General features: G+C 42.8%; 23 protein-coding genes and 1 riboswitch. Of the genes, 4 read left to right on the top strand and 19 right to left on the bottom strand.

All coding sequences use genetic code 11. The features are described from left to right. Positions 1–5: 5 nt before the first annotated feature. The 8 genes from glmM to HHA41_RS03355 all read right to left on the bottom strand — a co-directional run bounded on the left by glmM (position 6) and on the right by HHA41_RS03355 (position 11,403). Positions 6–1,337, bottom strand: coding sequence for a phosphoglucosamine mutase (gene glmM, locus HHA41_RS03390; RefSeq protein ID WP_168460523.1), 1,332 nt, complete (start codon positions 1,335–1,337; stop codon positions 6–8). 120 nt (positions 1,338–1,457) lie between these two features. After that, the gene (gene guaB, locus HHA41_RS03385) at positions 1,458–2,924 is read right to left on the bottom strand and encodes an IMP dehydrogenase (protein WP_168417708.1); all 1,467 of its coding nucleotides are present in this window, start codon (positions 2,922–2,924) and stop codon (positions 1,458–1,460) included. Positions 2,925–3,245: 321 nt separating this feature from the next. After that, positions 3,246–3,611 carry a YkgJ family cysteine cluster protein gene (locus tag HHA41_RS03380; RefSeq protein WP_168417707.1) on the bottom strand — a complete coding sequence of 122 codons (366 nt, stop codon included), beginning with the start codon at positions 3,609–3,611 and terminating at the stop codon, positions 3,246–3,248. Between the two features lie 106 nt (positions 3,612–3,717). After that, entirely contained in the window at positions 3,718–4,515 is a 798-nt protein-coding gene (locus HHA41_RS03375) for an MBL fold metallo-hydrolase (RefSeq protein WP_168460522.1), read from the bottom strand. A 186-nt stretch (positions 4,516–4,701) separates the two neighbouring features. After that, a complete protein-coding gene (locus HHA41_RS03370) occupies positions 4,702–5,277 on the bottom strand; it encodes a TMEM165/GDT1 family protein (protein WP_136144497.1) in 576 nt (191 codons plus the stop codon). A gap of 72 nt (positions 5,278–5,349) precedes the next feature. Continuing rightward, positions 5,350–5,508, bottom strand: a riboswitch (yybP-ykoY riboswitch). 117 nt (positions 5,509–5,625) lie between these two features. Continuing rightward, positions 5,626–7,584, bottom strand: coding sequence for a 2-oxo acid dehydrogenase subunit E2 (locus tag HHA41_RS03365; protein WP_168460520.1), 1,959 nt, complete (start codon positions 7,582–7,584; stop codon positions 5,626–5,628). A 2-nt stretch (positions 7,585–7,586) separates the two neighbouring features. Continuing rightward, positions 7,587–10,289, bottom strand: a complete 2,703-nt coding sequence (aceE, locus tag HHA41_RS03360) for a pyruvate dehydrogenase (acetyl-transferring), homodimeric type (RefSeq protein ID WP_168417704.1) — start codon at positions 10,287–10,289, stop codon at positions 7,587–7,589. A 430-nt stretch (positions 10,290–10,719) separates the two neighbouring features. Continuing rightward, positions 10,720–11,403 carry a M23 family metallopeptidase gene (locus tag HHA41_RS03355; protein ID WP_168417703.1) on the bottom strand — a complete coding sequence of 228 codons (684 nt, stop codon included), beginning with the start codon at positions 11,401–11,403 and terminating at the stop codon, positions 10,720–10,722. Positions 11,404–11,509: 106 nt separating this feature from the next. On the opposite strand from HHA41_RS03355, the gene HHA41_RS03350 reads away from it, so the two are divergent. Then, positions 11,510–11,950, top strand: a complete 441-nt coding sequence (locus HHA41_RS03350; protein ID WP_168460519.1) for a DciA family protein — start codon at positions 11,510–11,512, stop codon at positions 11,948–11,950. A gap of 97 nt (positions 11,951–12,047) precedes the next feature. Here HHA41_RS03350 and lpxC read toward each other — a convergent pair whose 3' ends face one another. The 8 genes from lpxC to gshB all read right to left on the bottom strand — a co-directional run bounded on the left by lpxC (position 12,048) and on the right by gshB (position 21,475). Continuing rightward, on the bottom strand, positions 12,048–12,950 hold the full coding sequence (lpxC, locus tag HHA41_RS03345; RefSeq protein WP_168460517.1) for a UDP-3-O-acyl-N-acetylglucosamine deacetylase: 903 nt from the start codon (positions 12,948–12,950) through the stop codon (positions 12,048–12,050). A gap of 123 nt (positions 12,951–13,073) precedes the next feature. Continuing rightward, entirely contained in the window at positions 13,074–14,255 is a 1,182-nt protein-coding gene (gene ftsZ, locus HHA41_RS03340; RefSeq protein ID WP_168417700.1) for a cell division protein FtsZ, read from the bottom strand. A 164-nt stretch (positions 14,256–14,419) separates the two neighbouring features. Beyond that, positions 14,420–15,682 carry a cell division protein FtsA gene (ftsA, locus tag HHA41_RS03335; RefSeq protein WP_168460515.1) on the bottom strand — a complete coding sequence of 421 codons (1,263 nt, stop codon included), beginning with the start codon at positions 15,680–15,682 and terminating at the stop codon, positions 14,420–14,422. A gap of 67 nt (positions 15,683–15,749) precedes the next feature. After that, positions 15,750–16,604, bottom strand: coding sequence for a cell division protein FtsQ/DivIB (locus HHA41_RS03330; RefSeq protein WP_168460514.1), 855 nt, complete (start codon positions 16,602–16,604; stop codon positions 15,750–15,752). Between the two features lie 2 nt (positions 16,605–16,606). Continuing rightward, positions 16,607–17,536 carry a D-alanine--D-alanine ligase gene (locus tag HHA41_RS03325; RefSeq protein WP_168417697.1) on the bottom strand — a complete coding sequence of 310 codons (930 nt, stop codon included), beginning with the start codon at positions 17,534–17,536 and terminating at the stop codon, positions 16,607–16,609. 56 nt (positions 17,537–17,592) lie between these two features. Beyond that, the gene (gene murC / locus HHA41_RS03320) at positions 17,593–19,041 is read right to left on the bottom strand and encodes a UDP-N-acetylmuramate--L-alanine ligase (protein ID WP_168460512.1); all 1,449 of its coding nucleotides are present in this window, start codon (positions 19,039–19,041) and stop codon (positions 17,593–17,595) included. Between the two features lie 3 nt (positions 19,042–19,044). Further along, the gene (murG, locus tag HHA41_RS03315) at positions 19,045–20,148 is read right to left on the bottom strand and encodes an undecaprenyldiphospho-muramoylpentapeptide beta-N-acetylglucosaminyltransferase (protein ID WP_168417695.1); all 1,104 of its coding nucleotides are present in this window, start codon (positions 20,146–20,148) and stop codon (positions 19,045–19,047) included. A gap of 382 nt (positions 20,149–20,530) precedes the next feature. Continuing rightward, entirely contained in the window at positions 20,531–21,475 is a 945-nt protein-coding gene (gene gshB, locus HHA41_RS03310) for a glutathione synthase (RefSeq protein ID WP_168460510.1), read from the bottom strand. Positions 21,476–21,591: 116 nt separating this feature from the next. Here gshB and HHA41_RS03305 point away from each other — a divergent pair, with 116 nt between their 5' ends. Next, positions 21,592–21,786: a DUF3565 domain-containing protein gene (locus tag HHA41_RS03305; RefSeq protein WP_168460508.1), complete on the top strand. Its 195-nt coding sequence runs from the start codon at positions 21,592–21,594 to the stop codon at positions 21,784–21,786. Positions 21,787–21,996: 210 nt separating this feature from the next. Here the strand turns inward: HHA41_RS03305 and HHA41_RS03300 are convergent, their stop codons facing one another. The 3 genes from HHA41_RS03300 to pyrE all read right to left on the bottom strand — a co-directional run bounded on the left by HHA41_RS03300 (position 21,997) and on the right by pyrE (position 24,481). Beyond that, positions 21,997–22,656, bottom strand: coding sequence for a hypothetical protein (locus tag HHA41_RS03300; RefSeq protein WP_168460506.1), 660 nt, complete (start codon positions 22,654–22,656; stop codon positions 21,997–21,999). Further along, the gene (locus tag HHA41_RS13075) at positions 22,653–23,516 is read right to left on the bottom strand and encodes a PAAR domain-containing protein (RefSeq protein ID WP_216075686.1); all 864 of its coding nucleotides are present in this window, start codon (positions 23,514–23,516) and stop codon (positions 22,653–22,655) included. Before HHA41_RS13075 ends, HHA41_RS03300 begins: the two co-directional genes overlap by 4 nt. Positions 23,517–23,830: 314 nt before the next feature. Further along, positions 23,831–24,481 (bottom strand): orotate phosphoribosyltransferase, encoded by a 651-nt coding sequence (pyrE, locus tag HHA41_RS03290; RefSeq protein WP_168417691.1) that lies wholly within the window; start codon positions 24,479–24,481, stop codon positions 23,831–23,833. Positions 24,482–24,520: 39 nt separating this feature from the next. On the opposite strand from pyrE, the gene HHA41_RS03285 reads away from it, so the two are divergent. Together HHA41_RS03285 and HHA41_RS03280 are read left to right on the top strand one after the other, a co-directional pair. Continuing rightward, positions 24,521–25,339, top strand: coding sequence for an exodeoxyribonuclease III (locus HHA41_RS03285; protein ID WP_168460504.1), 819 nt, complete (start codon positions 24,521–24,523; stop codon positions 25,337–25,339). A gap of 553 nt (positions 25,340–25,892) precedes the next feature. Continuing rightward, positions 25,893–26,240 (top strand): Spx/MgsR family RNA polymerase-binding regulatory protein, encoded by a 348-nt coding sequence (locus HHA41_RS03280; RefSeq protein ID WP_168417689.1) that lies wholly within the window; start codon positions 25,893–25,895, stop codon positions 26,238–26,240. Positions 26,241–26,292 lie beyond the last annotated feature (52 nt).

Genomic DNA, 26,292 nt, shown 5'->3' with positions numbered 1-26,292 from the left:
CCCCTTTAGATTGCATGACGACGCACAGCATCTGCCAAATGTTTTGCCAATGCGCTTACTTCTGCCAAATCATCGCCTTCCACCATCACGCGAATCACAGGTTCAGTACCCGATTTGCGAATCAATAAACGGCCACGACCTTTGAGCTGCTCAGTTGCACGATCAAATTCTGCAACCAATGCTGGCACCGCATACGGGTCAAACATATTCTCTAAACGTACATTTTCTAGCACATTTGGCAACAGTTTAAAGTCTGCAACCAATTCATCTAGGGCTTTGTTTTGTTCTACCATCACCGTTAACACTTGCAGTGCCGCAATAATGGCATCACCTGTGGTGCTCTTGTCCAAGGTTAGAATGTGACCCGATGGCTCGCCACCAATGACCCAACCATTTTCTTCCAAACCTTGCAGCACATAACGATCGCCTACTTTGGCACGCAACAACGGCACTTGGGCTTTTTCTAAAGCCAATTCCAAGGCCATATTGCTCATCAATGTACCCACAATTCCTGCAGGTTTTTTCGAGCCTTGCGTGGCAAGAATATATAAAATATGGTCACCATCAATTAGCTTGCCATGACGGTCTACCAAAATTACACGGTCGGCATCGCCATCAAAAGCGATACCGACATCGGCTTGATGATCCAACACTGCTTTTTGTAAATGCTCAGGATGGGTCGAACCACAATGTTCATTAATATTTAAACCATTCGGTTCATTGTGAATAGCAAAGACTTTGGCACCCAGTTCACGGAATACCGCAGGACCGACGTTATAGGCTGCACCGTTGGCACAATCGACCACAATGGTCAGGTCATTTAAATCTAAATGATACGGGAAAGTTGATTTACAGAACTCGATATAACGCCCATTGGCATCTTTTACACGAACACTTTTACCCAAGTTGGCTGTGTCTTCAATTTTTAACTCTTGCTGTAATTCTTGGTTAATTTCTTCTTGTATCGTATCTGGAAGTTTTTTCCCTTCACCTGAGAAAAATTTAATTCCGTTATCAAAGTACGGGTTATGTGATGCTGAAATCACGATGCCTAAACTGGCATGCAAGGCACGGGTCAAGTGTGCAATGGCTGGGGTGGGTAATGGGCCCAACAAGTGCACATATACACCTGCGGCGTTCAAACCCGCCTGTAACGCTGCTTCTAAAATATAGCCTGAAAGACGTGTATCTTTACCCAATACCACAATTGGTTTATTTTTTTTGGTGTGCTTTTTTAAAACTTTACCTGCTGCAAAACCCAGTTTTAATGCAAATTCAGGTGTAATAGGTAACTCTCCGAACTTCCCTCGAATGCCGTCTGTACCAAAATAACTCATATTGTTCTCACTTCTTAGAGGTGATCTTTATCATCACTTTTTTACTGCAAGTTACTTTACACCAAAAATGAAAAAGCCGTCATATAGATGACGGCTTTTATTTGAAAACGATACTAAAAATTAACCAACACGATAGTTCGGCGCTTCTTTAGTAATCGTCACATCATGCACGTGAGATTCCTGCATACCTGCTGCAGTAATTTTCACGAATTTTGCATTCTGACGTAGGTCTTCAATGGTTGAAGAACCGGTATAACCCATAGATGAACGTAGACCGCCCATCATTTGATGCACAATGTTGCCCATTGGACCTTTATACGGCACACGACCTTCAATACCTTCTGGTACAAGTTTTTCTGCACCTGCTTTAGAGTCTTGGAAATAACGGTCTGCAGAACCTGTTGCACCCGCCATTGCACCCAATGAACCCATGCCACGGTAAGCTTTGTAGTAACGGCCTTGGAAGAATTCAACTTCGCCCGGTGCTTCTTCAGTACCCGCAAGCAATGAACCAACCATAATGGTACTTGCACCTGCGCCAATAGCTTTCGCCATATCGCCAGAGAAGCGAATACCACCATCGGCAATTAATGGAATCTGTTCTTTTAATGCATTGGCAACAGAATCAATTGCAGAAATTTGCGGCATACCAATACCCGCCACAATACGTGTGGTACAGATCGAACCAGGACCAATCCCGACTTTTACTGCGTCTGCACCTGCATCTAACAATGCCAAAGCAGCATCACCCGTTGCGATATTACCGCCAATGACTTGAACTTGTGGATAGTTAGCTTTTACCCAACGTACACGTTCAATTACACCTGCAGAGTGACCGTGAGCAGTATCCACCACAATTGCATCAACACCTGCTTCAACCAACGCTTCTACACGGCTTGGTGTTTCTGCACCTGTACCGACTGCAGCACCCACACGTAAACGACCTAAATCATCTTTACAGCTGTTTGGATACAATTCTGCTTTACGGAAATCGGTCACCGTAATTAAGCCCTTAAGCTCTTGATTTTCATTAACAACCAACACTTTTTCAATGCGGTGTTGTTGCAATAAAGCTTGAATATTTTCTTTAGATTCGTCTTCGCGTACCGTCACTAAACGATCTTGGCCAGTCATGATGTTGCTGACAGGTTGTTCAAGGTTTGTTTCAAAACGTGTGTCACGTCCTGTCACAATACCCACCACTTTGCCATCTTTCACCACAGGCACACCGCTGATATTGTTGGCTTGAGTCAGCGCAATCAATTCACGTACTGTGGTTTCTGGGGTTACGGTAATTGGGTCTTTCACCATACCCGCTTCGAATTTTTTCACACGGCGCACTTCTGCAGCTTGCGCTACGATGTCCATGTTTTTATGTAGAATACCAATACCACCGTTTTGCGCCATCGCAATTGCCATACGTGATTCAGTCACTGTATCCATTGCCGCTGAAACAAGCGGAATATTCAGGTCAATGCCGCGCGTAAAACGTGTCTTTAAGGAGACATCTTTTGGGAGAACAGTAGAATAGGCAGGGAGTAATAAGACATCATCGAAGGTTAACGCTTCTTGAACGATGGTCAGCATAACAGTCTCACTGGTAATTTCCGTGAGCCATTATAAACAAATCTGGGCACAAATTTCATTTGTTCTCTAAGAAATATTTTTTATTCTGCCTAACTGGGGTTGTCTGACTGAAAAAAACAGTATTTTTCATCTAAAAATCAGCTCCCCCACGCTCAAGCCTTTATTTTTCTAGCCGCAGTCTGTGTCAATGGAATAGCTTTGATGTTTCATGTACCTCATCATTAAAGCCTCAATAAAAAATGATTAAACGATCCCAACAAAATTTAGTCATTAAAAAAGCAAAGCCGTAGCTTTGCTTATTCAATCTGACTACTTTAGGCCTTAAACCACTTGATCAAAGTCATCATCATTGACTGGAATCGCAGGTTCAATTTGCACAAATGGAATCATATTATGTGCAAGGCGGGCTTTGTTGCATTGGTCATCGGCAATTTGTACTTCTTTGCAAGAGCTGCTGCGCAATTCATAAATCCCGCAACTGACCTGCTGTCCAACCTCACCTTGTAAAGCAATACAACGTGGCTGACTCTGATTGGTTCCGCACATACATGAATACACTGCTGTCACTGGTTCCGTGTAGTGCTCAGGCATATTCATGCCTTCTGCCCAATAAAATGAAACACGGAAATAAGCGCAACATGCGCCACAGCTTAAGCAGGCATCCTGTGTAGGTACTTGAGACAACATTCGTTAAGTTCTCGCCATCAAAAAAATCGTTTTTGGGCGAAAATCTTAAAAAAAGTTGTTTTTGCACTCAAGTTTTTTTTACGGTTTTTTAGCTTTTTTTTGTCACTTATTCAGGATAGCTAAATACGTGCTCATCCATCAAATCGACACCACATTCCAGTGTTTCAATCCAATCAAGGAATTGATTCACCTGTTCTTTGCCGACAAAAGGCGTACCGTGTTGCGGCACAATCATTTCTACATCCATAGTGCGCACCATGCTCACCCACAGGCGAATAACTTTGTTCGAGCACATATAACGCTGATGGAAGCCTTTCATGGCAGGAATATGCGCAGCAAAATCGGTCAATGGAATCGAAGCATCTTCCACCATGGATGCGCCCATATCGCCCGAGAATAAAATTTTGGCAACAGGGTCATAAAACTGGAAGTTGCCGACCGAGTGCAAAAAGTGCGCAGGCACCGCAATAATTTTCGACTCGCCCAAAGGGATGGATTGACCTTCATCTGGCAGTTCAATTAAACGGTCTAGCCAGTTGCCTTTCATGCGGTCGCTCATAAAAGATGAGCTCAAATGCGGCAAGAAACGCGCCCATAATTTTGACGCTACAATTTTTGCTTCGGTATATACCAACCAACGCGGCATTGAGGTGATGATGTCTGGGTCTTGGTGAGATGCCATTACATAATCAAGATTGGTCAGGCGGGTATATTTATTTAATTCCATGGTCAGTGGTACATAGGTCAGGTCACCACCTGGGTCTAGCACTGCAGCACGGTTATTATCAAGGATCAGAAATTGGTTAGCCTGAACACCTTCACCTTTGACCAAACTGGTAAAACTAATACATTTGTGTGTCCCATTGTCAAACAAGACCTGCGATGTTGTACGGTCAAATGCCATAACCAAACCCCGATTTTTTCATTTTTAAAAATACGTTTTCTATGACTGAATAACATATAGCTATTTATGGAAAGTTACAATAAATAAAATAGCTTGGATTATCTGAAATATCAGTGAATTGCATCACAACTTACAAAAATAAATCCCAAGCATTTTGCTCAGGATTTATACACATCCACTGATTCTCTAGAAGAAATAATGCTGTGCCAAGGTCGATACACCAATAATTAAGAAAATCAGTGCGCCAATTTTATGAATTAAAGCAATTGGCAAGCGGGTCGCCAGTTTATTACCAATAAATACCGCAGGCGCATTGGCGAGCATCATGCCTAATGTCGTACCCAGCATGACCCAGAAAATGCTGTCATAACGTGCCGCCAAAGCCACCGTGGCAATTTGAGTTTTGTCGCCAATTTCTGCCAAAAAGAACAGCACAAAGGTTGCACCAAACACACCATATTTTTGCCATTTGTTGATGCTTTCGGTTTCATCATCCAACTGGTCGGGAATCAGCATCCAGATAGCCATTGCAATAAAGCCTAAAGATAAAATCCACAACAAGACTTCTGGGCTGAGTACGGTGGTAATCCACTGCCCTAACACTGCAGAAAGACCATGGTTAATCAGTGTTGCCAATAAAATGGCAACTAAAATAGGGGCAGGTTTACGAAAGCGGGCTGCGAGTAATAACGCCAGTAACTGGGTTTTATCACCCATTTCAGCTAAAGCGACTATGGCAGTCGAGATGAGGAATTCATACATGATGTTTTTCTCTGGCTAGCACACATACCAATGACCTATCCCTCCTGCTAGCCAAAATCTGCAGAGTGATAAATCAAAGGTCTTGCCAACAAAAGAAAGCTTGAAAAAGCAGACTTGGTTCTTTGCTATGATGACCATGTTCTGTGGAACAAATATGTTGACCATCACCTTTTTACTTAATGTGGTTTAAACCCCGTAAGTAAAAAGCGGCTACTCCCCAATGAAGTAAGCCTATTCTAAACGGAATAGTGTGCTTAAGCAAATGTTGTGCTGACATCAAAGCGAATAAAAATAAGTTGCAAAAAACCCTGCCGTAGCAGGGTTTTAAGTAAAGTTTTTTGACTTGAATTAGAGTAGTAAACTCCGAATATCAGCCAACAACTGAGTCAGTTTATGGGTAAAACGTGCTGCATCGGCACCATTAATGACACGATGGTCATACGACAATGACAATGGCAACATCAAGCGTGGATCAAAACCTTCACCATTCCAGACAGGCTGCATGGTCGCTGGGGAAATACCCAAAATTGCGACCTGCGGCCAGTTCACCAACGGGGTAAATGCTGTCCCGCCAATCGAACCTAAACTGGTAATGGTAAAGTTCGCACCTTGTAAATCTTTTGGTGATAGCTTTTTATCACGCGCTTTTTGACTAAGTTCACCCAGTTCAATTGCAATTTGTTTAATCGATTTTTGATCTGGATGACGCAGTACAGGTACAGTCAGGCCATCAGGTGTTGCAACCGCAATACCCATGTGAATTTCTTTACGCAACAGTACCGACTTTTGATCATCTGCCAAATGCGCAGCGAAATACGGTTCAGCTTTAAGCAAGTGCGCCACCGCTTTGGCAATGAACGCCAAAATGGTCAGACTGACACCTTCTTTTTTAAAGTTACCTTTCAATTCACCACGCCATGCTTCCAGCTCAGTAATGTCGGCCAAATCAAATTGTGTGACTTGTGGAATGTAATTGTTTAATGACAATTGCGGAATCGACACTTGTTGCAAACGTGTCAATGCATGCTCTTCCACACCACCAAAAGCGCTAAAGTCTGGCAGTTTTGGCAGACCTGCCACTTGCGCAGTAGTGGCAACTGGCGCAGCTTGCGGTGCAGTGAGGCGCGCTTTGACATAAGCTTTCAAGTCTTCTTTCATAACCCGCGCATGTGGGCCAGTGGCTTTGACATCGGCCAAGACCACTCCTAACTCACGCGCCAGTTTACGTACCGCAGGGCCTGCATAGACTTTTGCATTGGCTTCGTTTTGTGCTTTGCTGAGCTTGTCCACATTAACAGGTTCAGCTGCCAGCTCTACTTGAGCCGTTGTTACTGTAGCAGGTGTTGGACTTGCTGCAGTCACAGAGGCTGTAGGTGCCTGACGTGCAGAAGCGGTTGCTGTGCTTTGCGTGGTGATACTCACCAAGGCATTGCCCTGTGTAACACTTTGTCCCAATTCCACATGAATGGCTTGAATGACCCCTGCAGTTGTACTAGGGACTTCCACTGTGGCTTTATCTGACTCCACCACAATCAGACTTTGATCTGCACTAACCGTATCACCGACTTGTACCAAAATTTCTGCAACCGTGGCTTTATCTACACCTAAATCAGGTACAGATACATCTACCTGAGCAGATGCTGCTTGTGATGGCGTAGATGCTGTTGAAGCTTCTTCTGCCACCATTTCTGCTTTTGGCGCTTGAGCTGGCTGTGCTTGTGTCGCTGCAGTAGTAGCTACTGTTTTCACAGTGAGAATCACCACACCTTCTTTTACAGTATCCCCAGTAGTCACAGCAATGGCAGTCACTGTACCCGACACAGTACTTGGCACTTCTACTGTGGCTTTATCTGATTCCACCACAATCAGGCTTTGATCTACCTCAATCGCATCGCCCACTTGTACCAAAATTTCACCAACCACCGCTTTTTCCACGCCAATGTCAGGCACTTGCACATCAACTTCTTGCGTGGTTGCAGATGCAGCTGTGCTTGGCGCTTCAGTAGCAACTTGTTCCGTTAGTTCCTCAGCAGTCTGTACTTCAGCTTGTGGGGCAGGTTCTGCAACTACAGAGCTTTGTGCATCGGCTTCGAGTTCAACCAAAACTGCACCTTCGGCAACTTCATCACCCTGCTGCACTAAAATACTTTTGACTACCCCTGCGGCAGTGCTAGGTACTTCCACTGAGGCTTTGTCAGATTCCAGTAAAACAATGCTGTCATCAACTGCAATTGTGTCGCCAACTTTGACCAGAATTTCAGCAACTGTGGCTTTATCGACACCAATATCAGGCGTTTGAATTTGCATGATCAGTGCTCCTCTTTGTAGTCAGCAACAGCTTGTACTTCAGGAACCGCTTGCGGTGCCCACGCTACAGGACGGTCGGTATCCAACTCAAAGGTCGAAATCGCATCTTTGACTAAACGCGCATCGACTTCGCCCTCATCTGCTAACTTTTTCAAGGTTGCTACCACAATGTGTGCTGCATCCACACCAAAGTAGCTACGCAAGTTGCCACGGGTATCTGAGCGGCCATATCCATCTGTACCTAAAGCAACGAATGGACGGTTGTCTGGCAAGTAACCACGAATCTGTTCGCTATACGCACGTACATGGTCGGTTGCAGAAACTACAATACCATCTGTACCTCGCAGTTGTTGCGACACCCATGGCTCTTTGCTTTCTTCTGCCAGTGGATGCAAGCGGTTGTATTCTTCACACGCCATACCATCACGTGCCAATTCGTTAAAACTGGTCACACTGTAGACGTTGGCATGAATTTGATACTCTTCACGCAAGATTTTCGCAGCTTTGATCACTTCACGTAAAATCACGCCCGAACCTAGCAATTGAACAGTGGCTTTTTCATCTTCCTGCAGTAAATACATACCACGTTTAATACCTTCTTCAACACCTTGTGGCATTTCAGGATGCTCGTAGTTTTCGTTCATAACGGTTAAGTAATAGAACACACGCTCCTGATTCACATACATACGCTGCAAACCATCATGCACAATCACCGCAAGCTCATAGCCAAAACATGGGTCATAAGACACACAGTTTGGAATGGTGTTGGCTAAAATATGTGAATGACCATCTTGGTGTTGCAAGCCTTCACCATTCAGTGTGGTACGCCCGGCAGTCGCTCCTAACAAGAAGCCTTGAGCCTGTGCATCGCCCGCAGCCCATGCAATATCACCAATACGCTGGAAACCAAACATAGAGTAATACATATACATTGGAATCATAGGCAGGTTATTGGTTGAATAACTGGTGCCTAACGCCGCCCAAGCACTCATCGCACCCGCTTCGTTAATCCCTTCTTGCAGCATGTGACCGTCTTTGGCTTCACGATAATGCATTAACTGTTCTTGGTCTTCAGGGGTATATTTTTGCCCATGTGCGGCATAAATACCCAACTGGCGGAACATCCCTTCTAAACCGAAAGTACGTGCTTCATCAGGAACGATTGGCACCACACGGTCTTTAATGGCTTTTTCTTTCAGCAAAGCAGAAATTAAACGCACCATCACCATCGTCGTAGATTGTTCTTTGCCACCTGAACCCGCCAAGACTGAATCAAAAACGGATAGTGCGGGAATTTCCAAGGCTTCGCTGTCTTTGCGACGTGCAGGCAAATAACCACCTAAAGCCTCACGACGCGCTTTCATGTATTTTAATTCAGGCGAGTTTTCACTTGGACGATAGAACGGCACTTCTTCGAGTTGCTCATCACTAAATGGCAAGTTAAAGCGGTCACGTACATATTTTAAAGAGTCCAACTGCATTTTTTTGATTTGGTGAGTTTTGTTCACCGCTTCAATTTCATCAGACAAACCATAACCTTTTACCGTTTTGGCTAAAATTACCGTTGGCTGACCTTTGGCCTTACATGCTTCCGCATAAGCCGCAAACACTTTATACGGATCGTGACCACCACGGTTCAGGTTATCAATATCTTCATCGCTTAAATCTTTAACCAGTTCTTTGGCTTCAGGATACTTGCCAAAGAATTTCTCACGTGCGTAGGCACCACCTTTAACTTGTAAGCGCTGATAATCACCATCCACCGCTTCTTCCATAATGGCTCTTAGTGCACCTGAGTCATCTTTATCTAATAAGGCATCCCAATGACGGCCCCAAACCACTTTAATCACGCGCCAGCCCGCACCACGGAATAACGATTCCAACTCTTGAATGATTTTACCGTTACCACGTACAGGGCCATCTAGACGTTGTAAGTTACAGTTCACCACCCAAATCAGGTTATCTAGCTTTTCACGGCCTGCCAGTGAAATTGCGCCCAGACTTTCTGGCTCATCCATTTCACCATCGCCCAAATACGCCCACACCTTACGGTCTTCTTCTTTAATCAAACCACGGTTCATTAAATATTTTTGGATGTGTGCCTGATAAATCGACATGATCGGGCCCAGACCCATCGACACCGTTGGGAACTGCCAATAATCTGGCATTAAATAAGGATGTGGATAGCTCGGTAAACCGTTACCACCCACTTCACGGCGGAAATTATTCAATTGATCTTCGGTTAAACGCCCTTCCAAGAATGAACGTGCATAAATCCCGGGTGCACAGTGACCTTGATAGTAGATCATGTCACCGCCAAAATGGTCGCTGTTAGCACGGAAGAAATGGTTAAAACCGACATCATATAAGGTTGCTGAAGAAGCAAAGCTGGCCAAGTGACCACCTAAATCATCACCTGTTTTATTGGCACGTAACACCATGGCCAACGCATTCCAGCGAATTAACGCACGAATACGGCGTTCCATATCCTGATCGCCTGGCATGGCAGGTTGTTCTTCAACTGAAATGGTATTCAGGTAGGGAGTATTTAATCGCTGAATGGGAACATGCTTTGCAATTGCACGTTGATACAGCTTTTCTAGTAAAAATGCTGCTCGTTCTGTTCCCATGTGTTGTAACACAGCATCAAAGGCGTCTTGCCATTCTTGGGTTTCTTGTGCGTCCGTATCACCATAAAACGCCATAGTTCACTATTCCTAAGCCTAATCGTATGCGTTTATATGTAACATATTTTAGACTTTAGTAGATATGGCTAAACTTAAATGCGCATCTGCCACACTATTTAGCAAATAAATACTGATTGACATTTACTTACACGAGATAACAAAAAGCCGCCAATATAGGCGGTTTTTTATACAATAGTTACTGCACTGGCTGTTATTATTTTTCTAAGTGATAAGTGAATGGCTAATATTAAATTACTCAGGGCGTAAATACAGCAAAGCATTTTGATTTGTTTTAATAACTCATACAATGCAGATATTGTTAACTATTTAAACTCTGACTAAACACCAGACCAAATAAAAGCGACTGACGCCGCTTTAATTTAATCAAACTCTGTGTTGGGCTTTAGTTCTACGTACTACAAGCCAATCGCTTAAATTAGCGCACCAATTACGGCAACATCGCTAAATAAGTTGAAGGATTTTTGCGCTTGCCATCTTTCACAACTTCATAATGAAGGTGTGGGCCTGTACAACGACCTGTACAGCCAACATTGGCAATATGTTCACCTGCTTCAACACGGTCGCCCACACGTGCAATTAAACGTGAAGCGTGTGCATAGCGTGTAAGGTAGCCATTGCCATGGTTAATTTCTACATATTGACCATAGCCTGTGCCCCAACCTGATTTAGTCACAACACCAGGGCCAGTCGCATAAATTGGTGTACCGCTTGGTGCAGCAAGGTCTAAGCCAGAATGGTTTTCAGCACGACCACTCATCACGCGACCGCCATAGTTCGAGCTAACACGTGCATTTGGTAAAGGATGTGACACTAACCACGAATAAGGATTTGAAGAAGCAAAACGGGTGCTGGTATTAGAACCATATTTTTTGGCTAAAGACGCGTTATTTAATTCTGTAGTTTTTTCACGCAGTTTAACCGTCATCTGCGTTTGTGCAGGAACGTCAATATCTTGTGATTCAGTATAAGAACCTTGAGACAAGGTACGTGTTAATTGTTCAATACGGTCAGTTGATGAATTTTGTGAATCTAACTCAACCAAGTCTGCAAATGCGACAGATGCAGCAGAAGCTGCCAGTGAAAACGCTAATAAAATACGGCGTGAATGCATAAAAAAACCTCTTAACTGTTCTTACTTGAAGTTCCTTGTGATCTCTTCCTTGATATCTACTGAAAGGAGCGCATAAGATTAGGGCATAAACATGAAGGAATGATGTATGTCCGAACCTGTGAATCTCTTTCAACAAACAAGAAAACACATAAAAACAGGAAACCTAACGTTTCTCTCAACCCAAGTTGCTGCATGGCAGAAACTTAGCAAACTTATTCAACCTTTACTGCCGCAACCAGAGCAATGGCAGGTGGTTTGTTATCAGCAAGGTGTCTTAACCATTACCGGAACCAATCAGGCAATGGTGAGCCAACTTGGCTATTTGCAAAAGCAATACATTACTCAACTGTCACAACTGCATGAACTTAAAGACTTGCAAAAAATTCAGGTTCGATTAAGAGTTGAATCTCAAACACCCCAAAAGAGTGAAAAGTCTTTAAAAACACTTAGTCCAGAAACTCAAGATATGTTACGAGGTGCTGCTGACTTTGTGAGCGACCCTAAGCTTAGCCAAGCTTTGTTACGTTTGGCAAGCAATAAAAAATAATTGTTTGCAGAAAACTCCAAAAACTCGAATGTAAATTTGTGATTTATGTCACACTTTTTATTGTTACATTATAACGTTAGCAAGAAAAGACAATGACTTATGTCACTTGGACATAACTGATCGGGCAAGAATTTATGTCATCAAATGTTACAATTTCATAACTGCTTGGATCACTCTGAACATTGCGTAATAACTGATTATTTAACGCATGTCCTGATTTATAGCCATCAAACTTGGCAATAATTTGATGCCCAAGCAAATATAAATCCCCTACTGCATCTAAAATTTTATGACGCACAAACTCATCAGAGAAGCGCAAACCTTCTTCATTGACCACGCCAGTATCATCCACCCCAATGGCATTATCTAAACTTGCACCCAAAGCCAAATTATTGGCTTTTAAATAGTCCAAATCTTTCATAAAGCCAAAAGTGCGTGCGCCACTGACTTCATAGACAAAAGTTTCTGTCGAAAAGTCGATGGTGGCTGACTGATATTCTTTTTTAAAGGCAGGGTGATCAAAGTCGATGGTGAAATTGAGCTGAAAACCTTCATGCGGACTAAATACCGCACGTTTATCATCAATTAATGCTTCTACAGGTTTTAAAATTTTGATGAACTTTTTTGCAGCGTCTTGTTCTTTCAAGCCACCCTGCATCAATAAATAGATAAAAGGCCCAGCACTGCCGTCCATAATTGGCACTTCAGAAGCAGAAACTTCAATAATCAGGTTATCAATACCTAAACCCGCAATCGCACTCATCACATGCTCAATGGTGCCGACTTTGGCATCTTCTTGAACCAAATTCGAGCACATGAATGCTTCCTGAATCAGCATGGCATTGGCTGGAATATCCACAGGTGGGTTTAAATCGATACGACGAAACACAATTCCCCCATCGGCATGATGCGGCACAAAGTTGATCAATACTTTTTGACCACTGTGCAGACCAATACCGCTCGCCTTGACGACACGTTGTAGGGTACGTTGTTTCAGCATGTTCTCAATTCATCTAAATTTTAAAACCGCTATACGTTAGCATATTTAGCCATTGATAAAAAACAAAAAAGGCAGTTTAAAACTGCCTTTTCCCGATCATACAATTAAATTGATGATCTTGGCTTATTTACGCTGCTGATTTTTCAAATAGTCTTGAATACTCATTGGCGTTGGGCGTGCAGCACCCGAAGTACTGGTTGCACTGATCGGCGCAGCATCTGCTTGTTGGCGCTGAATGGCAGGCACATCATCTTCTTCTACCGCTGCGGCAGGAGCTGCAGCTGCAGTTTGAGTCACAGTACGTTTCGCTGGCTCTGGCGTATCGCCTGTATTACGTGCTAAACCTGTAGCAATCACAGTCACGCTAATTTCGTCACGTGCATCTGGATCAAATACAGTGCCATAGAACACTTGAGTTTGTTCAGTATCTGAAAGCTGATGAATCACATCCATGATCTCTTCGATTTCACCGAAGGTCACGTCTTCACCACCTGTGACGTTAATTAACAAGCCTTTAGCATTGGCAATCGTCACGCTGTCTAACAATGGACTGCGAATCGCTTGTTCAGCTGCTTGACGAGCACGGTTTTCACCACGACCAGAACCCACACCCATCATGGCATAACCACGTGTACTCATTGCAGTTTTCAAGTCTGCAAAGTCAAGGTTGATGTGACCAGGACGTACCACCAAATCAAAAATACTGCGCACACCGTTCAGTAAAACGTCATCGGCTTTTTTATACGCATCTTTCATGGAAATATCGCGATAAACTTTCATTAAACGCTGGTTTGGAATAATGATTAACGAGTCGACATATTGTTCTAAAGCGGCAATACCCTTTTCGGCAGACAGCAAACGGCGTTTACCTTCAAAATTGAACGGTGTTGTGACCACACCAACGGTCAAAATACCCATTTCTTTCGCAATTTCAGCCACGACAGGGGCAGCACCTGTACCTGTACCGCCACCCATACCTGCGGTCACAAATACCATATCTGTGCCTTCAAGTTGTTGGCAGATCAGTTCACGGCTTTCTTCTGCTGCAGTTTGACCTACTTGAGGATCGCCGCCCGCACCTAAACCACGCGTGCTTTGTTCACCTAACTGGATTTTAAACTGCGAATTCATACGATCTAGTGCTTGTTTGTCAGTGTTAGCACAAACAAATTTTACACCCTGAATATCGGACTCTAGCATGTGTTGCACAGCATTACCGCCTGCACCACCTACACCAAACACAGTGAAACGGGCTTGACCGTTGCTATCGGTTTGATCATCTTCAAAAAATTCAAATGAGGCCATGACCTTTAGATTTCCTAATACATAATAATTGGCAGTCACTTAAGCCCGTATACTGCCTTGATCTTCATAAAAAATTATTTTTAAGAATGCTGTTCAACTTCTGGCTTGTCAAGTACAAGCGATGATCCGTACAACTTCCTAACAATATTCCCAAAAAACTCAACTTAAAAAATCGATTTTAACTTTTCGTTTAACCCTGACCACGCACGTCCCACACGCCCCCACACCGATAAGGTTTCAGGGTCTTCATGTTCAACAATCGTGTCATGGGTATAATTTTGACTATAAAGCAACAACCCTGCTGCAGTCGCATATTGCGAACGACGTAAAGCGGCTTGATGCGGTTCATCTGCATACACTTGTGCAGGATGGTTACCCAAATGTGCAGACACGCCCAACATACGGCGTACCAAACTGATCATGCCTTCAATTTGTGCAGCATCACCTGCCAATACCACACCATGATATAAACCATGGATAGCACCACTTTTTTCCAGTTCCTGACGAATTTGTGTAAAAATTTCTTCGTAACGCGCAATAATAATTTCGGTCAGTTCAATCCGACTAATGGTTTGAGGCCCATCAATACCCTGAATCTGAATCATGTGATCAGGCTTGACCACTTTCATATCAACACAGCCGTGCAATAATTTGATACGTTCAGCTTCTTCTGTCGTGGTTTGCAATACAGCCGCAATATCACGAGTCACGTGTTCACCACCACGCTGCAAAGTGTGTGCCAACGCTAGACGACCATCTAAATAAACCGCCATGCTGGTGGTGCCTGCGCCTAAATCGACCAGACACACACCATATTCTTTTTCATCTTTGAGCAAACTGGCTTCTGCGGTTGCCAAATTAGACACCACCATTTTTTCGACACCAATATTGGCCCCTTTTAAGGCACGGTCTAAATTCTGCATGGTGCTAATAGGCAACATCATTAACTGATAATGCCCCGTCATGCTATGTGCCGACATACGAATCGGGTTTTGTACCCATTCGCCAGAATCGTCTAAATCGAAACCAAGCGGCACTGCGCTCACCAAATAATGGTCTGAGGTGAGATGACTGGCTTTGGCTAAATCTAAAGCACGCACCACTTCACTGGTGGTAATCATGTGCTCACTGTTTTCAATTGAAGTGCGACCAGAGGCATAAAAGCTTTTGAGTTCTGCACTTGGAATAGAAATCCATGCCGAATGCACACGACATTCAGCCATATCTTCTGCTTCCTGCACAGCATTTTTAATAGCCGTGATGACTTTATCAAGACTGACAATTTTGCCTTTATTCATGCCGCGGTTACGCGCAGTCGCCATACCAATCACTTGGATATTGTCTGGCGCATGAACCTTACCAATCAAAACTGAAACTTTGTGCGTCCCAATGTCAATCGCAACAACCGAGGGAACAGCTTCACTCATTTATTTACTACCATTACCAGTATGTTTAATTTATGGCTTAATGCCTCTATTTTTTTAAAGCCCAATATTATGGCTTTGCTCTTATTCCCTCTGCAATGCTTGTGTCATCAATCGTTACAACAAAGTGACCATTTGCAATTTTAGGTGCAATGGAGTTTTTCCACTGAATGGCTAAACCATTGCGATAACGCAAGTCGATAGCCGAGATTTTAGACCATACAGGTTTTAAATCACTTTGTGCAAGATGCCCCAAACGTTGCAGCTTACTCATGGTTTGATCTTTATCTACAATAACACGTAGACCTGAATCAAACTGCATAAACCACGTCATACGCTCTGTTAAATATAGTTCTTTTAAACGATCGTTAACGGGTAAGAATAATTGGTTAATTTCATTATAACGGCGCATCATCATTTGAGACTGATGCACTGGGCCGTGTAATAACGGCAAATGTTGATTATTTTGTGGTGTGACTTCGCTAAACACCTCACCACTGTCACTTAGTAAACGCCCTGTACCCCAACGTGCAATGGCGTGACGAGGCATCACCCGCACCCGAATTGCATTTGGCCAAGCACGGGAAACCACCACCCGATCTACCCAAGACAACTCTAAAGTGGTGTCACGAATTTGCTCTAGGTCAGAGGTAAAGTAGTTCTTTTTCATGACAGGGTTAACATGGGTCATGACCTGACGATGTTCTGCATCTGAACGCGTACCCACCACATCCAGCTTGGCAATTTGAGCATCGGTCATCACCGTGTATAACGCATAAGCGCCAACAGCCAATACCAGCATCGCCACAAACAGCATTACCCAGCCACCAAAATTGATCAGCTTTTCTTTGGCTGTCGGTGGCTTATCATGAATTGAGGTAATTGCTGCCCGTTTACGGCGCAAAGATGCTGGAAGTTGAGCCATACTTAGTGCGCTTCACCTGTAAGGGTTTGTGCCAAAATCGCCACACAGAGCTCATCAAAACTATAGCCCACTGCATTTGCAGCTTTTGGCACTAAAGAATGACTGGTCATGCCTGGCACAGTATTGACTTCCAATAACCAGAAATTGCCCTGCTCATCTTGCATGGCATCAATACGGCCCCAGCCGCTTGCACCCACAGCCTGAAAAGCACGTAAAGCCAATGCCTGTAACTGTTGTTCTTCTGCGGCACTTAAACCACATGGAATACCATATTGCACATCGTTACGCTGATATTTAGCTTCATAGTCGTAGAACGCCACATCTTTCGGTGGCTCTAAACGAATAATTGGCAAGGCCTGACCATTCAGTAACACAATGGTAAATTCACGCCCTGTAATCCATTTTTCTGCCATGACCACGGCATCGTGTGCAGTCGCTTTGGCTACCGCTTCGGCAAAGTCTTCCATTTTTTCAACTTTGCTCATGCCAATGCTTGAACCTTCATGCACAGGCTTAATAATCAGTGGCAAACCTAGAGCTGCGACCACCTCTTCAATATTAGAATCTTTGCTAACAATACGATAAGGTGCCGTTGGCAAATCCGAACCCTGCCAAATTTGCTTGGTTTTGACTTTATCCATGCCAATGGCTGAACCTTGCACACCTGTGCCTGTGTATGGAATGTTCAACCACTCCAGTACGCCCTGAATTTGACCATCTTCACCACCACGCCCATGTAACACAATAAAGGCACGGTCATAATTGACCAATTCCGTCACACTACGTGACTGAGGATCAAAGGCTTCTGCTTGAACCCCTGAACGTAGCAGTGCTTCGAGTACCGCTTGCCCGCTGTCTAGAGAAACCTCACGTTCAGCAGATTTTCCACCCAATAACACGGCAACTTTGCCGAACTTTGAAGCATTTGACACGTTTATATCCTTAAACTTTAAAACTGGTCGATCAAATTCAAAATCACACGCTGTGATTATTTTAAATACAGATGATTTTGTGCAAGTTCGATTGAAATTGCCCCAACATTACCTGCACCCTGAGTCAATAACAAGTCATTGGCTTGTAACACTTGTTTCACAATATTCGGTAAATTGCCATCGTGTAGATCGACCAAAATTGGCTCGACCTGACCACGTAAACGAATGCTGCGCGCCAAAGTACGGCTATCTGCACCCACAATTGGTTTTTCACCCGCAGGATAAACATCCAGCAACAGTAATTGATCGACTTGCGACAACACTTCTACAAAGTCATCAAAACAGTCACGGGTACGGCTAAAACGGTGTGGCTGGAATAACATCACCAAACGACGGTCAGGATGACTTTGACGTGCCGCTTTAATGGTTGCTTCAACCTCTTTCGGGTGGTGTCCATAGTCATCCACCAATTTCACATTGCCACCATCTACAGCAAATTCACCTTGAACTTGGAAGCGACGGCCTACACCGCTAAAGCCTTCTAAGGCGCGGCAAATTGCACCATCAGAAACGCCTTCATCGGTCGCGATCCCAATTGCTGCCAAGGCATTCAGTACGTTGTGTAAACCAGGCTGATTCACCGTTACACGTAATGGCTCACGGTCTTTACGCAAAACAGTAAAGTGAGTGCGCATACCGTCCTGATCAACATCTATGGCACGAATGTCGTTGTCTTCGTTAAAACCATAGGTCAATACTGGGCGGCCAATACGCGGCATAATTTCGCGAATGTTGGCATCATCACCACACACCACCGCCAAGCCGTAGAATGGCAGTTTATGTAAGAATTGAATAAAAGTATCTTTTAAAGTATCAAAACTACCGCCATAGGTGTCCATGTGGTCAGCATCAATATTGGTCACCACAGCCGCCATAGGTTCTAGGAATAAGAATGAGGCATCTGATTCGTCAGCTTCAGCCACGATATAACGGCTAGCACCAAGTGCCGCATTCACACCCGTACGGTTCAGCAAACCACCAATCACATAAGTTGGATCCATATTTTCTTCGGCCAACATACAGGTAATTAAACTGGTCGTGGTGGTTTTACCATGCGTTCCCGCAACAGCGATACCATGACGATAGCGCATCAACTCACCCAGCATTTCGGCACGACGCACCACAGGAATACGGGTATCAATTGCGGCTTTAATTTCAGGGTTTTCTGGGTCAATTGCAGTAGAAACCACCAAAACATTGGCACCTTTAATATTTTCTGCCGCATGCCCAATATAGACCTTGATACCATTTTCTTCTAATTGTGCTGTGGTTTTGGATACCTTGATGTCTGAACCCGACACTTTATAGCCTTGGTTCTTCAAGACTTCGGCAATACCACACATCCCCGCGCCACCAATACCCACAAAATGAATGTGTTTGATACGGCGCATTTCAGGCACTTTAATTAATTTTTTCGCTTGGTCAGCGGGTGTAGATGGAGACATATTTTACTCGAACAATGCTTGAATTAAATGAACCACCTGTTGGGTTGCATCAGGTTGTGCCTGCTGACGGGCTTTGACCGCCATTTCAGATAACAATTGACGATTCATCAACGGGGTTAATAAGGCAGTTAAACTTTCAGGCGTCATACTGGCCTGCGGACAAATTTTGGCAGCACCAAGATCGGCTAAAAACTTGGCGTTTGCAGTTTGGTGGTCATCCACTGCGCTTGGCAAAGGTACAAATACAGCCGCAACACCCGCAGTCGCAACCTCAGTCACGGTCAACGCACCAGCACGACAAATAATTAAATCGGCATCACTGTAGGCTTGTGCCATATCTTCAATAAAGGGCTGTACATTGACCTGCAAGCTGTCTGGCTTATGCGCATAACGCGCCTGCGTCGCTTCGGCATGGTTTTGACCACACTGATGATACACATCTAAAGGTAGATTCAGCTGTTTTAAAGCTTCAGGCACACACTCATTTAAGGCTTGTGCACCGAGTGAACCGCCCACAATTAAAATACGAATAGGCAAGCCTGCTTTTTCACGTTCCTGATAACGCCACGCAGGGCTTAGCGTTGCCGTAATTTCTGCACGCACAGGGTTACCTGTGGTGACAATTTTTTCACTGTTTGGGAACGTATTTGGGAAAGCCTGACATACGGTTTTTGCCACACGTGCTAACTGAGTATTGGTAAAACCTGCGACCGCATTTTGCTCGTGAATAATCACAGGAATGCCTAAGGCACGAGCAGCTAAGCCACCTGGCCCTGCCACGTAGCCACCAAAGCCTGCAACAGCATCAACCTTTAATTGTTTCATGTAACGCATGGCGCTCAATGTTGCGCCTAAAATTTTAAATGGTGCGACCAGTTTACGGATCAGACCGTTACCGCGTACACCCTGAATATTAATTTGGTAAATTGGAATATTGTGGTTTTGAAGCAGGCGATTTTCCATGCCCGTTGGCGTTGCCAACCATGACACTTGAATCCCTTGTTGCTGTAATTGTTTTGCGACGGCCAGCGCTGGAAAAACATGTCCACCTGTACCTGCGGCCATCATCATGACATGTTTAGGCTGTTGTTGCTGTGCGTCAGTCACGGTTTAATTCTTCAACTCAAAATAAGGCAAATAAAAATCTTGTATAAGGCATCAATTGTAATCACAAACGCATAGGCTTGAAAGGATATTTACTTTTTTTCACCAAGTGCTTGATTGTTTTTTTCTACAGTTTTTCAAGTTTAAACTAGTTTTATTATTAATCTACGGAAAATGTTAAATTTTATTCAGTTTCAGACAATTTATTTGACCTATTTTACAAAGCATAAGTGTGCATTTTTGTATCTTTCATTCTAAAAACAAAGCACCCTAAAATTAGAGCGCTATTGTCTGAACTTTCTTAGCCTGATTTGACTCACACTTTTTTATAGCCTCATTCGGTACTTAAACCTGCGATGTAATCAGTCAAAGCATAGACTCTCGTTTAACTGTTACGCCCTGCTTCGAGTACGTCAAATAAATCATCGGCTATAGATGTGCCAAACTGTGCGTCAATTTCACGAATACAAGTTGGACTGGTCACGTTAATTTCAGTGACATAGTTGCCAATCACATCTAGTCCGACAAAAACTAGACCTTTTTCGCGTAAGTATGGCCCGACTTTGGCTGCAATGGCCTTGTCATTTTCAGTCAATGGACGTGCTTCACCTAAACCACCTGCAGCTAAATTGCCGCGCACTTCGCCATTTTGTGGGATACGCGCCAAGCAATAAGGCACAGGTTCGCCATTGATCATGAGGATGCGTTTATCACCATCCACAATTTCAGGAATATAACGCTGCGCCATGATTGGCTGTGTGCCATTGTTGGTTAAAATTTCAATGGTTGAGCCAATATTGACCCCATCTTGGTATAAACGGAAAATCCCCATGCCGCCCATGCCGTCTAGCGGTTTGACAATTACATCGCCATGTTGCTGAATAAATTCACGAATTAGGCTTTGTTGTGAAGTGACCAAGGTCGGAACTTGTAGCTCAGGAAATTGGGTCGCAAATAGTTTTTCGTTACAGTCACGCAGGCTTTGCGGCTTGTTGATGATCCATGCGCCTTCTCGCTCGGCTTGCTCTAAAATATACGTGGTGTAGACGAAATTCATGTCAAAAGGCGGGTCTTTACGCATAAGAATCACATCATAATCTGCCAAGGATTCTTTGCGTTTTTCGCCCAGTTCGTAATAATGGTTATAGTCTTCAAAGACTTTGAGCGGTGCAATGAGGCCAAATGCCTTGCCCTGATCAATATATAAGTCTTGCTGTAATGCATAGCCCAAGGTATGCCCACGACGTGAAGCAGCCCATAGCATTGCCATAGTGGAATCTTTTTTCAGATTAACTGTTTCAATGGGATCCATCACCACAAGTACGCGCATATTTCGGTGCTCTTTTGAAGAATTGAATAAGCAAAAGTATAGCGGAGTTTAGCTTTGGTTTTGCTGCAATTTTCGTAACGCTTTATCTAGCCTCATCACATACTTAGGAGTTTGCGATGCAACAAGCGATTATTGGTTTTCATTTAGATGAAGAAAATGATTGGGTCGCAGATTTAGCCTGCGGTCATGGACAGCATGTACGGCATAATCCGCCTTGGCAAAACCGCCCATGGGTGATCACGGAGCAAGGGCGCAAAGAAAAGCTTGGAGTAATGCTGGAGTGTAAGAAGTGTGAGGAGGAGGCTAAGTAAGAACATTTGCATACCCAGTTTGTGATCCCAAATAAAAATGCCTGTTTTTTGAGTCGACTGATATCACTTTACTTAGCAACAACCCTGAGAGATGCAATTACGGTGCTCAAGACCTTGTGATGTATTGATCACTGATTTTTCATCAACAAATTTTGGTTTAACTTCTATTATTTGGAGAGAATTCCCCGAACACAATCATGAGAACGAGGGTTACTTATAACTTGCCACCTGTTCAATAGCCAATTCATAAGAGCTTTCAAATTGATATTTCATTGTTTCATCTTGAGTAGAATGAATAAACTCTTTCATTTTTTGTTTATATTCATCATGCCCTGCCTTATACATTGCGAGTAAATATCCCCACTCACCATATAAATATTCAGGGTCATTTTTAGGAGTGTCATTCAATGTCTGTTGCAATAATAATGCTAATTCCGCATAACATTTTTCATATTCGTTTTGGGGTCTTTTTGCATAATAGCTTAACTCACATTGGGTGAGCAAACGTGCTTCACTAAACACATCTTTTAACATTTTACCATTTAAATCATGAGCTTCTTTATACATATCTGTAGCTAAGTAAATCTGCATTTGCAACTTTTCTCGCTCATGATCATTCTTAATCTTGCTTATTTCAGGCAAACTATCTTTCATTACTTGATTCGCATGCTCTCTTTCTCTGAAATTCAAATTATGAATCGTATCTTTATATTTTTTTATAATAGTCTGATCTTCTATGGAAAGATTTAATGTAGCATCACTGTCTCTAATGGGCTTAGCTTCAGTATGACGAGTATTATGATCATTAGATGAGCAGGCAGTATTTCCGAATATAAAAAAAACTGCTAAAAAAGTAAGGAAAAACTTCATCTAACTTCTCTTGCTGCGGAGTTTAAAGTAAATGTGTAGGTTGTAAAACTCGGTATTGGTGTAACGGTGCCGCCATTAAACATCAATACATATCCAAGATCTAATTCAACTTTCAATGGTAGTAAATCTGGATCAGGCAAGGCGACATTACAGAAACCTACAGGCTCTTTTCCTCGTTCAGTACTCCAAACCCCGCCATCTGACTTCAATTCTTGTCTTATTAATAATTCAGATTTTCTATTTTTTTCTTTATAGAGTCTTAGAGTCGCATAAGGAATGATTTTATTTGCCTCATGTTTTACCACTGGAGGAAGATAGGAAACCGTTATAAAAAGGTTTTTATCCTTTAAAATATATGTAACGAAAAAATCACATGTTCCTGAAACAATTTGCAGAATAGTTCCTAGTAATCCTTTGTTATCTTCATCGTATGGAGGTATTCCTGTTTTAAATTTCACATAATCGGTTTTATTACACTCAATATAATAGTTTTCATATTGCCTCTTATTTGCAGAATGATTGATTAAGTTCTGTTGAGCATTCACCAACTGATCTTGACTGGCTTGAGGATTAGAAACAACATGGCAACTAGCACTACTGCTATCTCCAACAACGTGTGATTGTTGCGGTTGAATGATAGCACCACAGCTGAGTTTATCACCCACATAAGCAACTAGCTTACCATCAAAGATAATATGGTCATGACTTTTAATCACTGTAGACCAAGATTTGCATTTAGGACAAAAATGTCCATCACCAGCTCTAATAAAAGAATTTCCCATTTGAGAATCTCTTATCTGAGTAGCGAAAATACGACCACCATGAGTTGTTGGTGCATTATGAATAGCAAAACCTTTCATAATCTTAATCCTTATAATTTAATCCAGACTAAGAAAATTCTGAGGCATTTTTGAAGAAATTTGCTGTAGTTTTTCGATAAATAATTCGTGTAAAAAGCCGATCTTGTCATTTTTAAGTTCATATATGTTTTTATTATTTAATAAGTATAACAAACTTTGAGATGAGTAAAAAATCGCAGTATATTTCTCATATTATAATCAAATTTAGTCCAACTGCTTCAGTTAGACTTTATATCATTATTTATCACATCCCATAATGTTATTAAAATAAATAAAAGTGAAAAAGGAAGCTCTCGCTTCCTTCCTCAATAAACTTAAACCCCATACTTCACACGGTACGCTTCCATTTTTGCCAAGGCCTCTTTTTCACCTTTGGCATCTAAATAGTTCATTAAATCTTTCATGGTAATTAGAGCATGCACAGGAATTTCCAGCTCTTTTTGCACTTCCTGAATGGCAGACAAATCGCCCTGACCTTTTTCCTGACGGTCTAAAGCCACCAATACACCTGCAATTTGTGCGCCTGCATTTTTCAAAATAGTGACCACTTCGCGAATAGCTGTACCCGCAGTGATCACATCATCAATAATCCAAACCTTTTTGCCCTCAACCGCAGCACCGACAAGCACACCACCTTCGCCATGATCTTTAGCTTCTTTACGATTAAAGCCCCACGGCACACTCACGCCATGATTCTGAGATAAAGCCACAGCAGTAGCCGCAACAAATGGAATCCCCTTATAGGCAGGCCCGAAAATCACATCTACATTTTTGCATTGCATAAGTTGGTCTGCATAGCCTGAAGCCAATAGCGATAAAGCTTCACCATCATTTAATAGACCTGCGTTAAAAAAATAAGGACTCACACGACCCGATTTTAAAGTAAACTCACCAAATTTAAGCACACCACGTGATAAGGCGAGTTCGATAAAAGCTTGCGGGTTAAATTGAGCTGGCGATGTCATGAGGTGCTCCGAATTAATACATTGAGGTAAGACCTGAGCATGATACCAAAGAGTAGCTATCCGAGTGATCAAAAAATTCTTCGAGTGGTTTCAATTAACGTCAATGGGTTGCGTTCATCGGTAAGCAAGGGCTTACTCGAATGGTTAGAACAGTCTGAAGCAGATGTGATTTGCATGCAGGAAAGTCGCATCACCCATGCCCAATGGACCGATAAATTTAAACCTGAAGGCTGGTACACCCATCTTTTCCCTGCAGAGCGTGCTGGCTACGCAGGCACAGCCATTTATAGCCGCTTACCATTTGTATCTGTGCAAAATGGTTTGGGTTTTGAATTGGCAGACTCACAAGGCCGCTTTATCAGTGCCGAGTTCGATGTCGGGCTAGATCATCCAATTTACATCTGTTCACTGTATTTGCCTTCTGGCTCTTCGGGTGAAGAAGCACAAATGCGGAAAGATCACTTTTTAGAAGAGTATCAAAAGATTCTAAAACAGTGGCGTGAAGAAAATAAATCCATCATTGTCTGTGGCGACTACAACATCGTGCATAAACGCATTGATATTAAAAACTGGTCAGGCAACCAAAAATCTTCAGGCTGTTTGCCGCATGAACGTGCATGGTTAGATTATATTTATAATGATTTAGGCTATGTCGATACTTTCCGTGAAGTACGTCAGGAAGCAGAGCTGTATTCTTGGTGGTCCAATCGCGGGCAAGCACGTGCCAAGAACGTAGGTTGGCGGATTGATTATCATACCTGCTCTCCTGACTGGAAAACACGTACAGTCAATGCGTGGGTATATAAAGAAGAATGGTTTAGCGACCACGCCCCAGTGATTATTGATTATAAAATTTAATCTTCACACAAATTTTACCGCCCAAATGAGTGAACAAATGTTCACTTAATCGAGGTTCAATTCGCACATAATCTGTCGACTTTATACATTTAACTTCAGGGCCATTCAGCGCATTATTGCATCACGGCAAAGGGACAGTCAGGACGACACAAAAGGATTGGAAGCCGATGGATGGAAAAAGTAAACTTGATTCAAGTTGCTTTTCAAGGATGTAACAATGGACGTTAAAATGAGACCCGCATAATCAGGATGATTAAATGCGGGTTTTCTCTTTTTATCATCTTATCTTGTGTTTGTTCTTTTCTGCGCTGTTACTATTATTCTTCACTTCATTCTTGTATTTATTTTGACTTGAATCTATTTTTATCAAGTTTTTCATGTTGTTCTGTTTATACGTCACATTTTAGAACCGCCAAGTGTCAATCTCGTGACATCGCTATGACGTATTGATGACAAATACACTTGTCGATATTCATGTTCATGGTGATTTCTAGCGCTTAACGCTGTTTTGGGCTAGGCTATAGCCAGCTTGATGATATTGATGTGAAAAATTATGTTCAAAATTTATGGTATTAAAAACTGTAACTCTATGAAAAAAGCCTTCGATTTACTCAATGAATTAGGGCTAAGTTATGAATTTCATGATTATAAAAAACAAGGAATTGATGCCGAAACCGTCAAAACTTGGTTAGATGCACTTGGGCAAGATATCATCTTAAATAAAAAAGGCACCACATGGCGCAAACTCAGTGAAGCAGAACAGCAAACAGCACTGGCCAGTGAAGCCAGTTTAATAGAGGCACTATGTACTCACACCAGTTTAATTAAACGCCCTGTCTTAAAAACCGAATCGGGTTTTATTGCAGGTTTTGATGAAGCTGCTTATCGTGCTTTAATCTAAGCTCAAAAAATTCCATTAAAAAACCTGCTTAAATTAAGCAGGTTTTTTTGAT

The sequence above is a fragment of the Acinetobacter sp. A1 genome (assembly GCF_012371315.1).
Taxonomy (GTDB): Bacteria; Pseudomonadota; Gammaproteobacteria; order Pseudomonadales; family Moraxellaceae; genus Acinetobacter.
Note: the sequence above shows the minus strand (reverse complement) of the source record. Positions and strands in the feature narration are given on the sequence as shown.

Excerpts from the sequence above, each read along its gene's own strand:
- guaB (WP_168417708.1), bottom strand. The coding sequence starts at position 2,924 with ATGCTGACCATCGTTCAAGAAGCGTTAACCTTCGATGATGTCTTATTA.
- HHA41_RS03370 (WP_136144497.1), bottom strand. The coding sequence starts at position 5,277 with ATGTATGAATTCCTCATCTCGACTGCCATAGTCGCTTTAGCTGAAATG.
- HHA41_RS03305 (WP_168460508.1), top strand. The coding sequence starts at position 21,592 with ATGCAACAAGCGATTATTGGTTTTCATTTAGATGAAGAAAATGATTGG.
- HHA41_RS03300 (WP_168460506.1), bottom strand. The coding sequence starts at position 22,656 with ATGAAGTTTTTCCTTACTTTTTTAGCAGTTTTTTTTATATTCGGAAAT.
- HHA41_RS03375 (WP_168460522.1), bottom strand. The coding sequence starts at position 4,515 with ATGGCATTTGACCGTACAACATCGCAGGTCTTGTTTGACAATGGGACA.
- HHA41_RS03280 (WP_168417689.1), top strand. The coding sequence starts at position 25,893 with ATGTTCAAAATTTATGGTATTAAAAACTGTAACTCTATGAAAAAAGCC.
- HHA41_RS03380 (WP_168417707.1), bottom strand. The coding sequence starts at position 3,611 with ATGTTGTCTCAAGTACCTACACAGGATGCCTGCTTAAGCTGTGGCGCA.
- HHA41_RS03285 (WP_168460504.1), top strand. The coding sequence starts at position 24,521 with ATGATACCAAAGAGTAGCTATCCGAGTGATCAAAAAATTCTTCGAGTG.
- ftsZ (WP_168417700.1), bottom strand. The coding sequence starts at position 14,255 with ATGGCCTCATTTGAATTTTTTGAAGATGATCAAACCGATAGCAACGGT.
- lpxC (WP_168460517.1), bottom strand. The coding sequence starts at position 12,950 with ATGCTGAAACAACGTACCCTACAACGTGTCGTCAAGGCGAGCGGTATT.
- gshB (WP_168460510.1), bottom strand. The coding sequence starts at position 21,475 with ATGCGCGTACTTGTGGTGATGGATCCCATTGAAACAGTTAATCTGAAA.
- HHA41_RS03365 (WP_168460520.1), bottom strand. The coding sequence starts at position 7,584 with ATGCAAATTCAAACGCCTGATATTGGTGTCGATAAAGCCACAGTTGCT.
- murC (WP_168460512.1), bottom strand. The coding sequence starts at position 19,041 with ATGTCTCCATCTACACCCGCTGACCAAGCGAAAAAATTAATTAAAGTG.
- aceE (WP_168417704.1), bottom strand. The coding sequence starts at position 10,289 with ATGGCGTTTTATGGTGATACGGACGCACAAGAAACCCAAGAATGGCAA.
- HHA41_RS03355 (WP_168417703.1), bottom strand. The coding sequence starts at position 11,403 with ATGCATTCACGCCGTATTTTATTAGCGTTTTCACTGGCAGCTTCTGCT.
- pyrE (WP_168417691.1), bottom strand. The coding sequence starts at position 24,481 with ATGACATCGCCAGCTCAATTTAACCCGCAAGCTTTTATCGAACTCGCC.
- HHA41_RS13075 (WP_216075686.1), bottom strand. The coding sequence starts at position 23,516 with ATGAAAGGTTTTGCTATTCATAATGCACCAACAACTCATGGTGGTCGT.
- HHA41_RS03350 (WP_168460519.1), top strand. The coding sequence starts at position 11,510 with ATGTCCGAACCTGTGAATCTCTTTCAACAAACAAGAAAACACATAAAA.
- ftsA (WP_168460515.1), bottom strand. The coding sequence starts at position 15,682 with ATGAGTGAAGCTGTTCCCTCGGTTGTTGCGATTGACATTGGGACGCAC.
- HHA41_RS03330 (WP_168460514.1), bottom strand. The coding sequence starts at position 16,604 with ATGGCTCAACTTCCAGCATCTTTGCGCCGTAAACGGGCAGCAATTACC.
- glmM (WP_168460523.1), bottom strand. The coding sequence starts at position 1,337 with ATGAGTTATTTTGGTACAGACGGCATTCGAGGGAAGTTCGGAGAGTTA.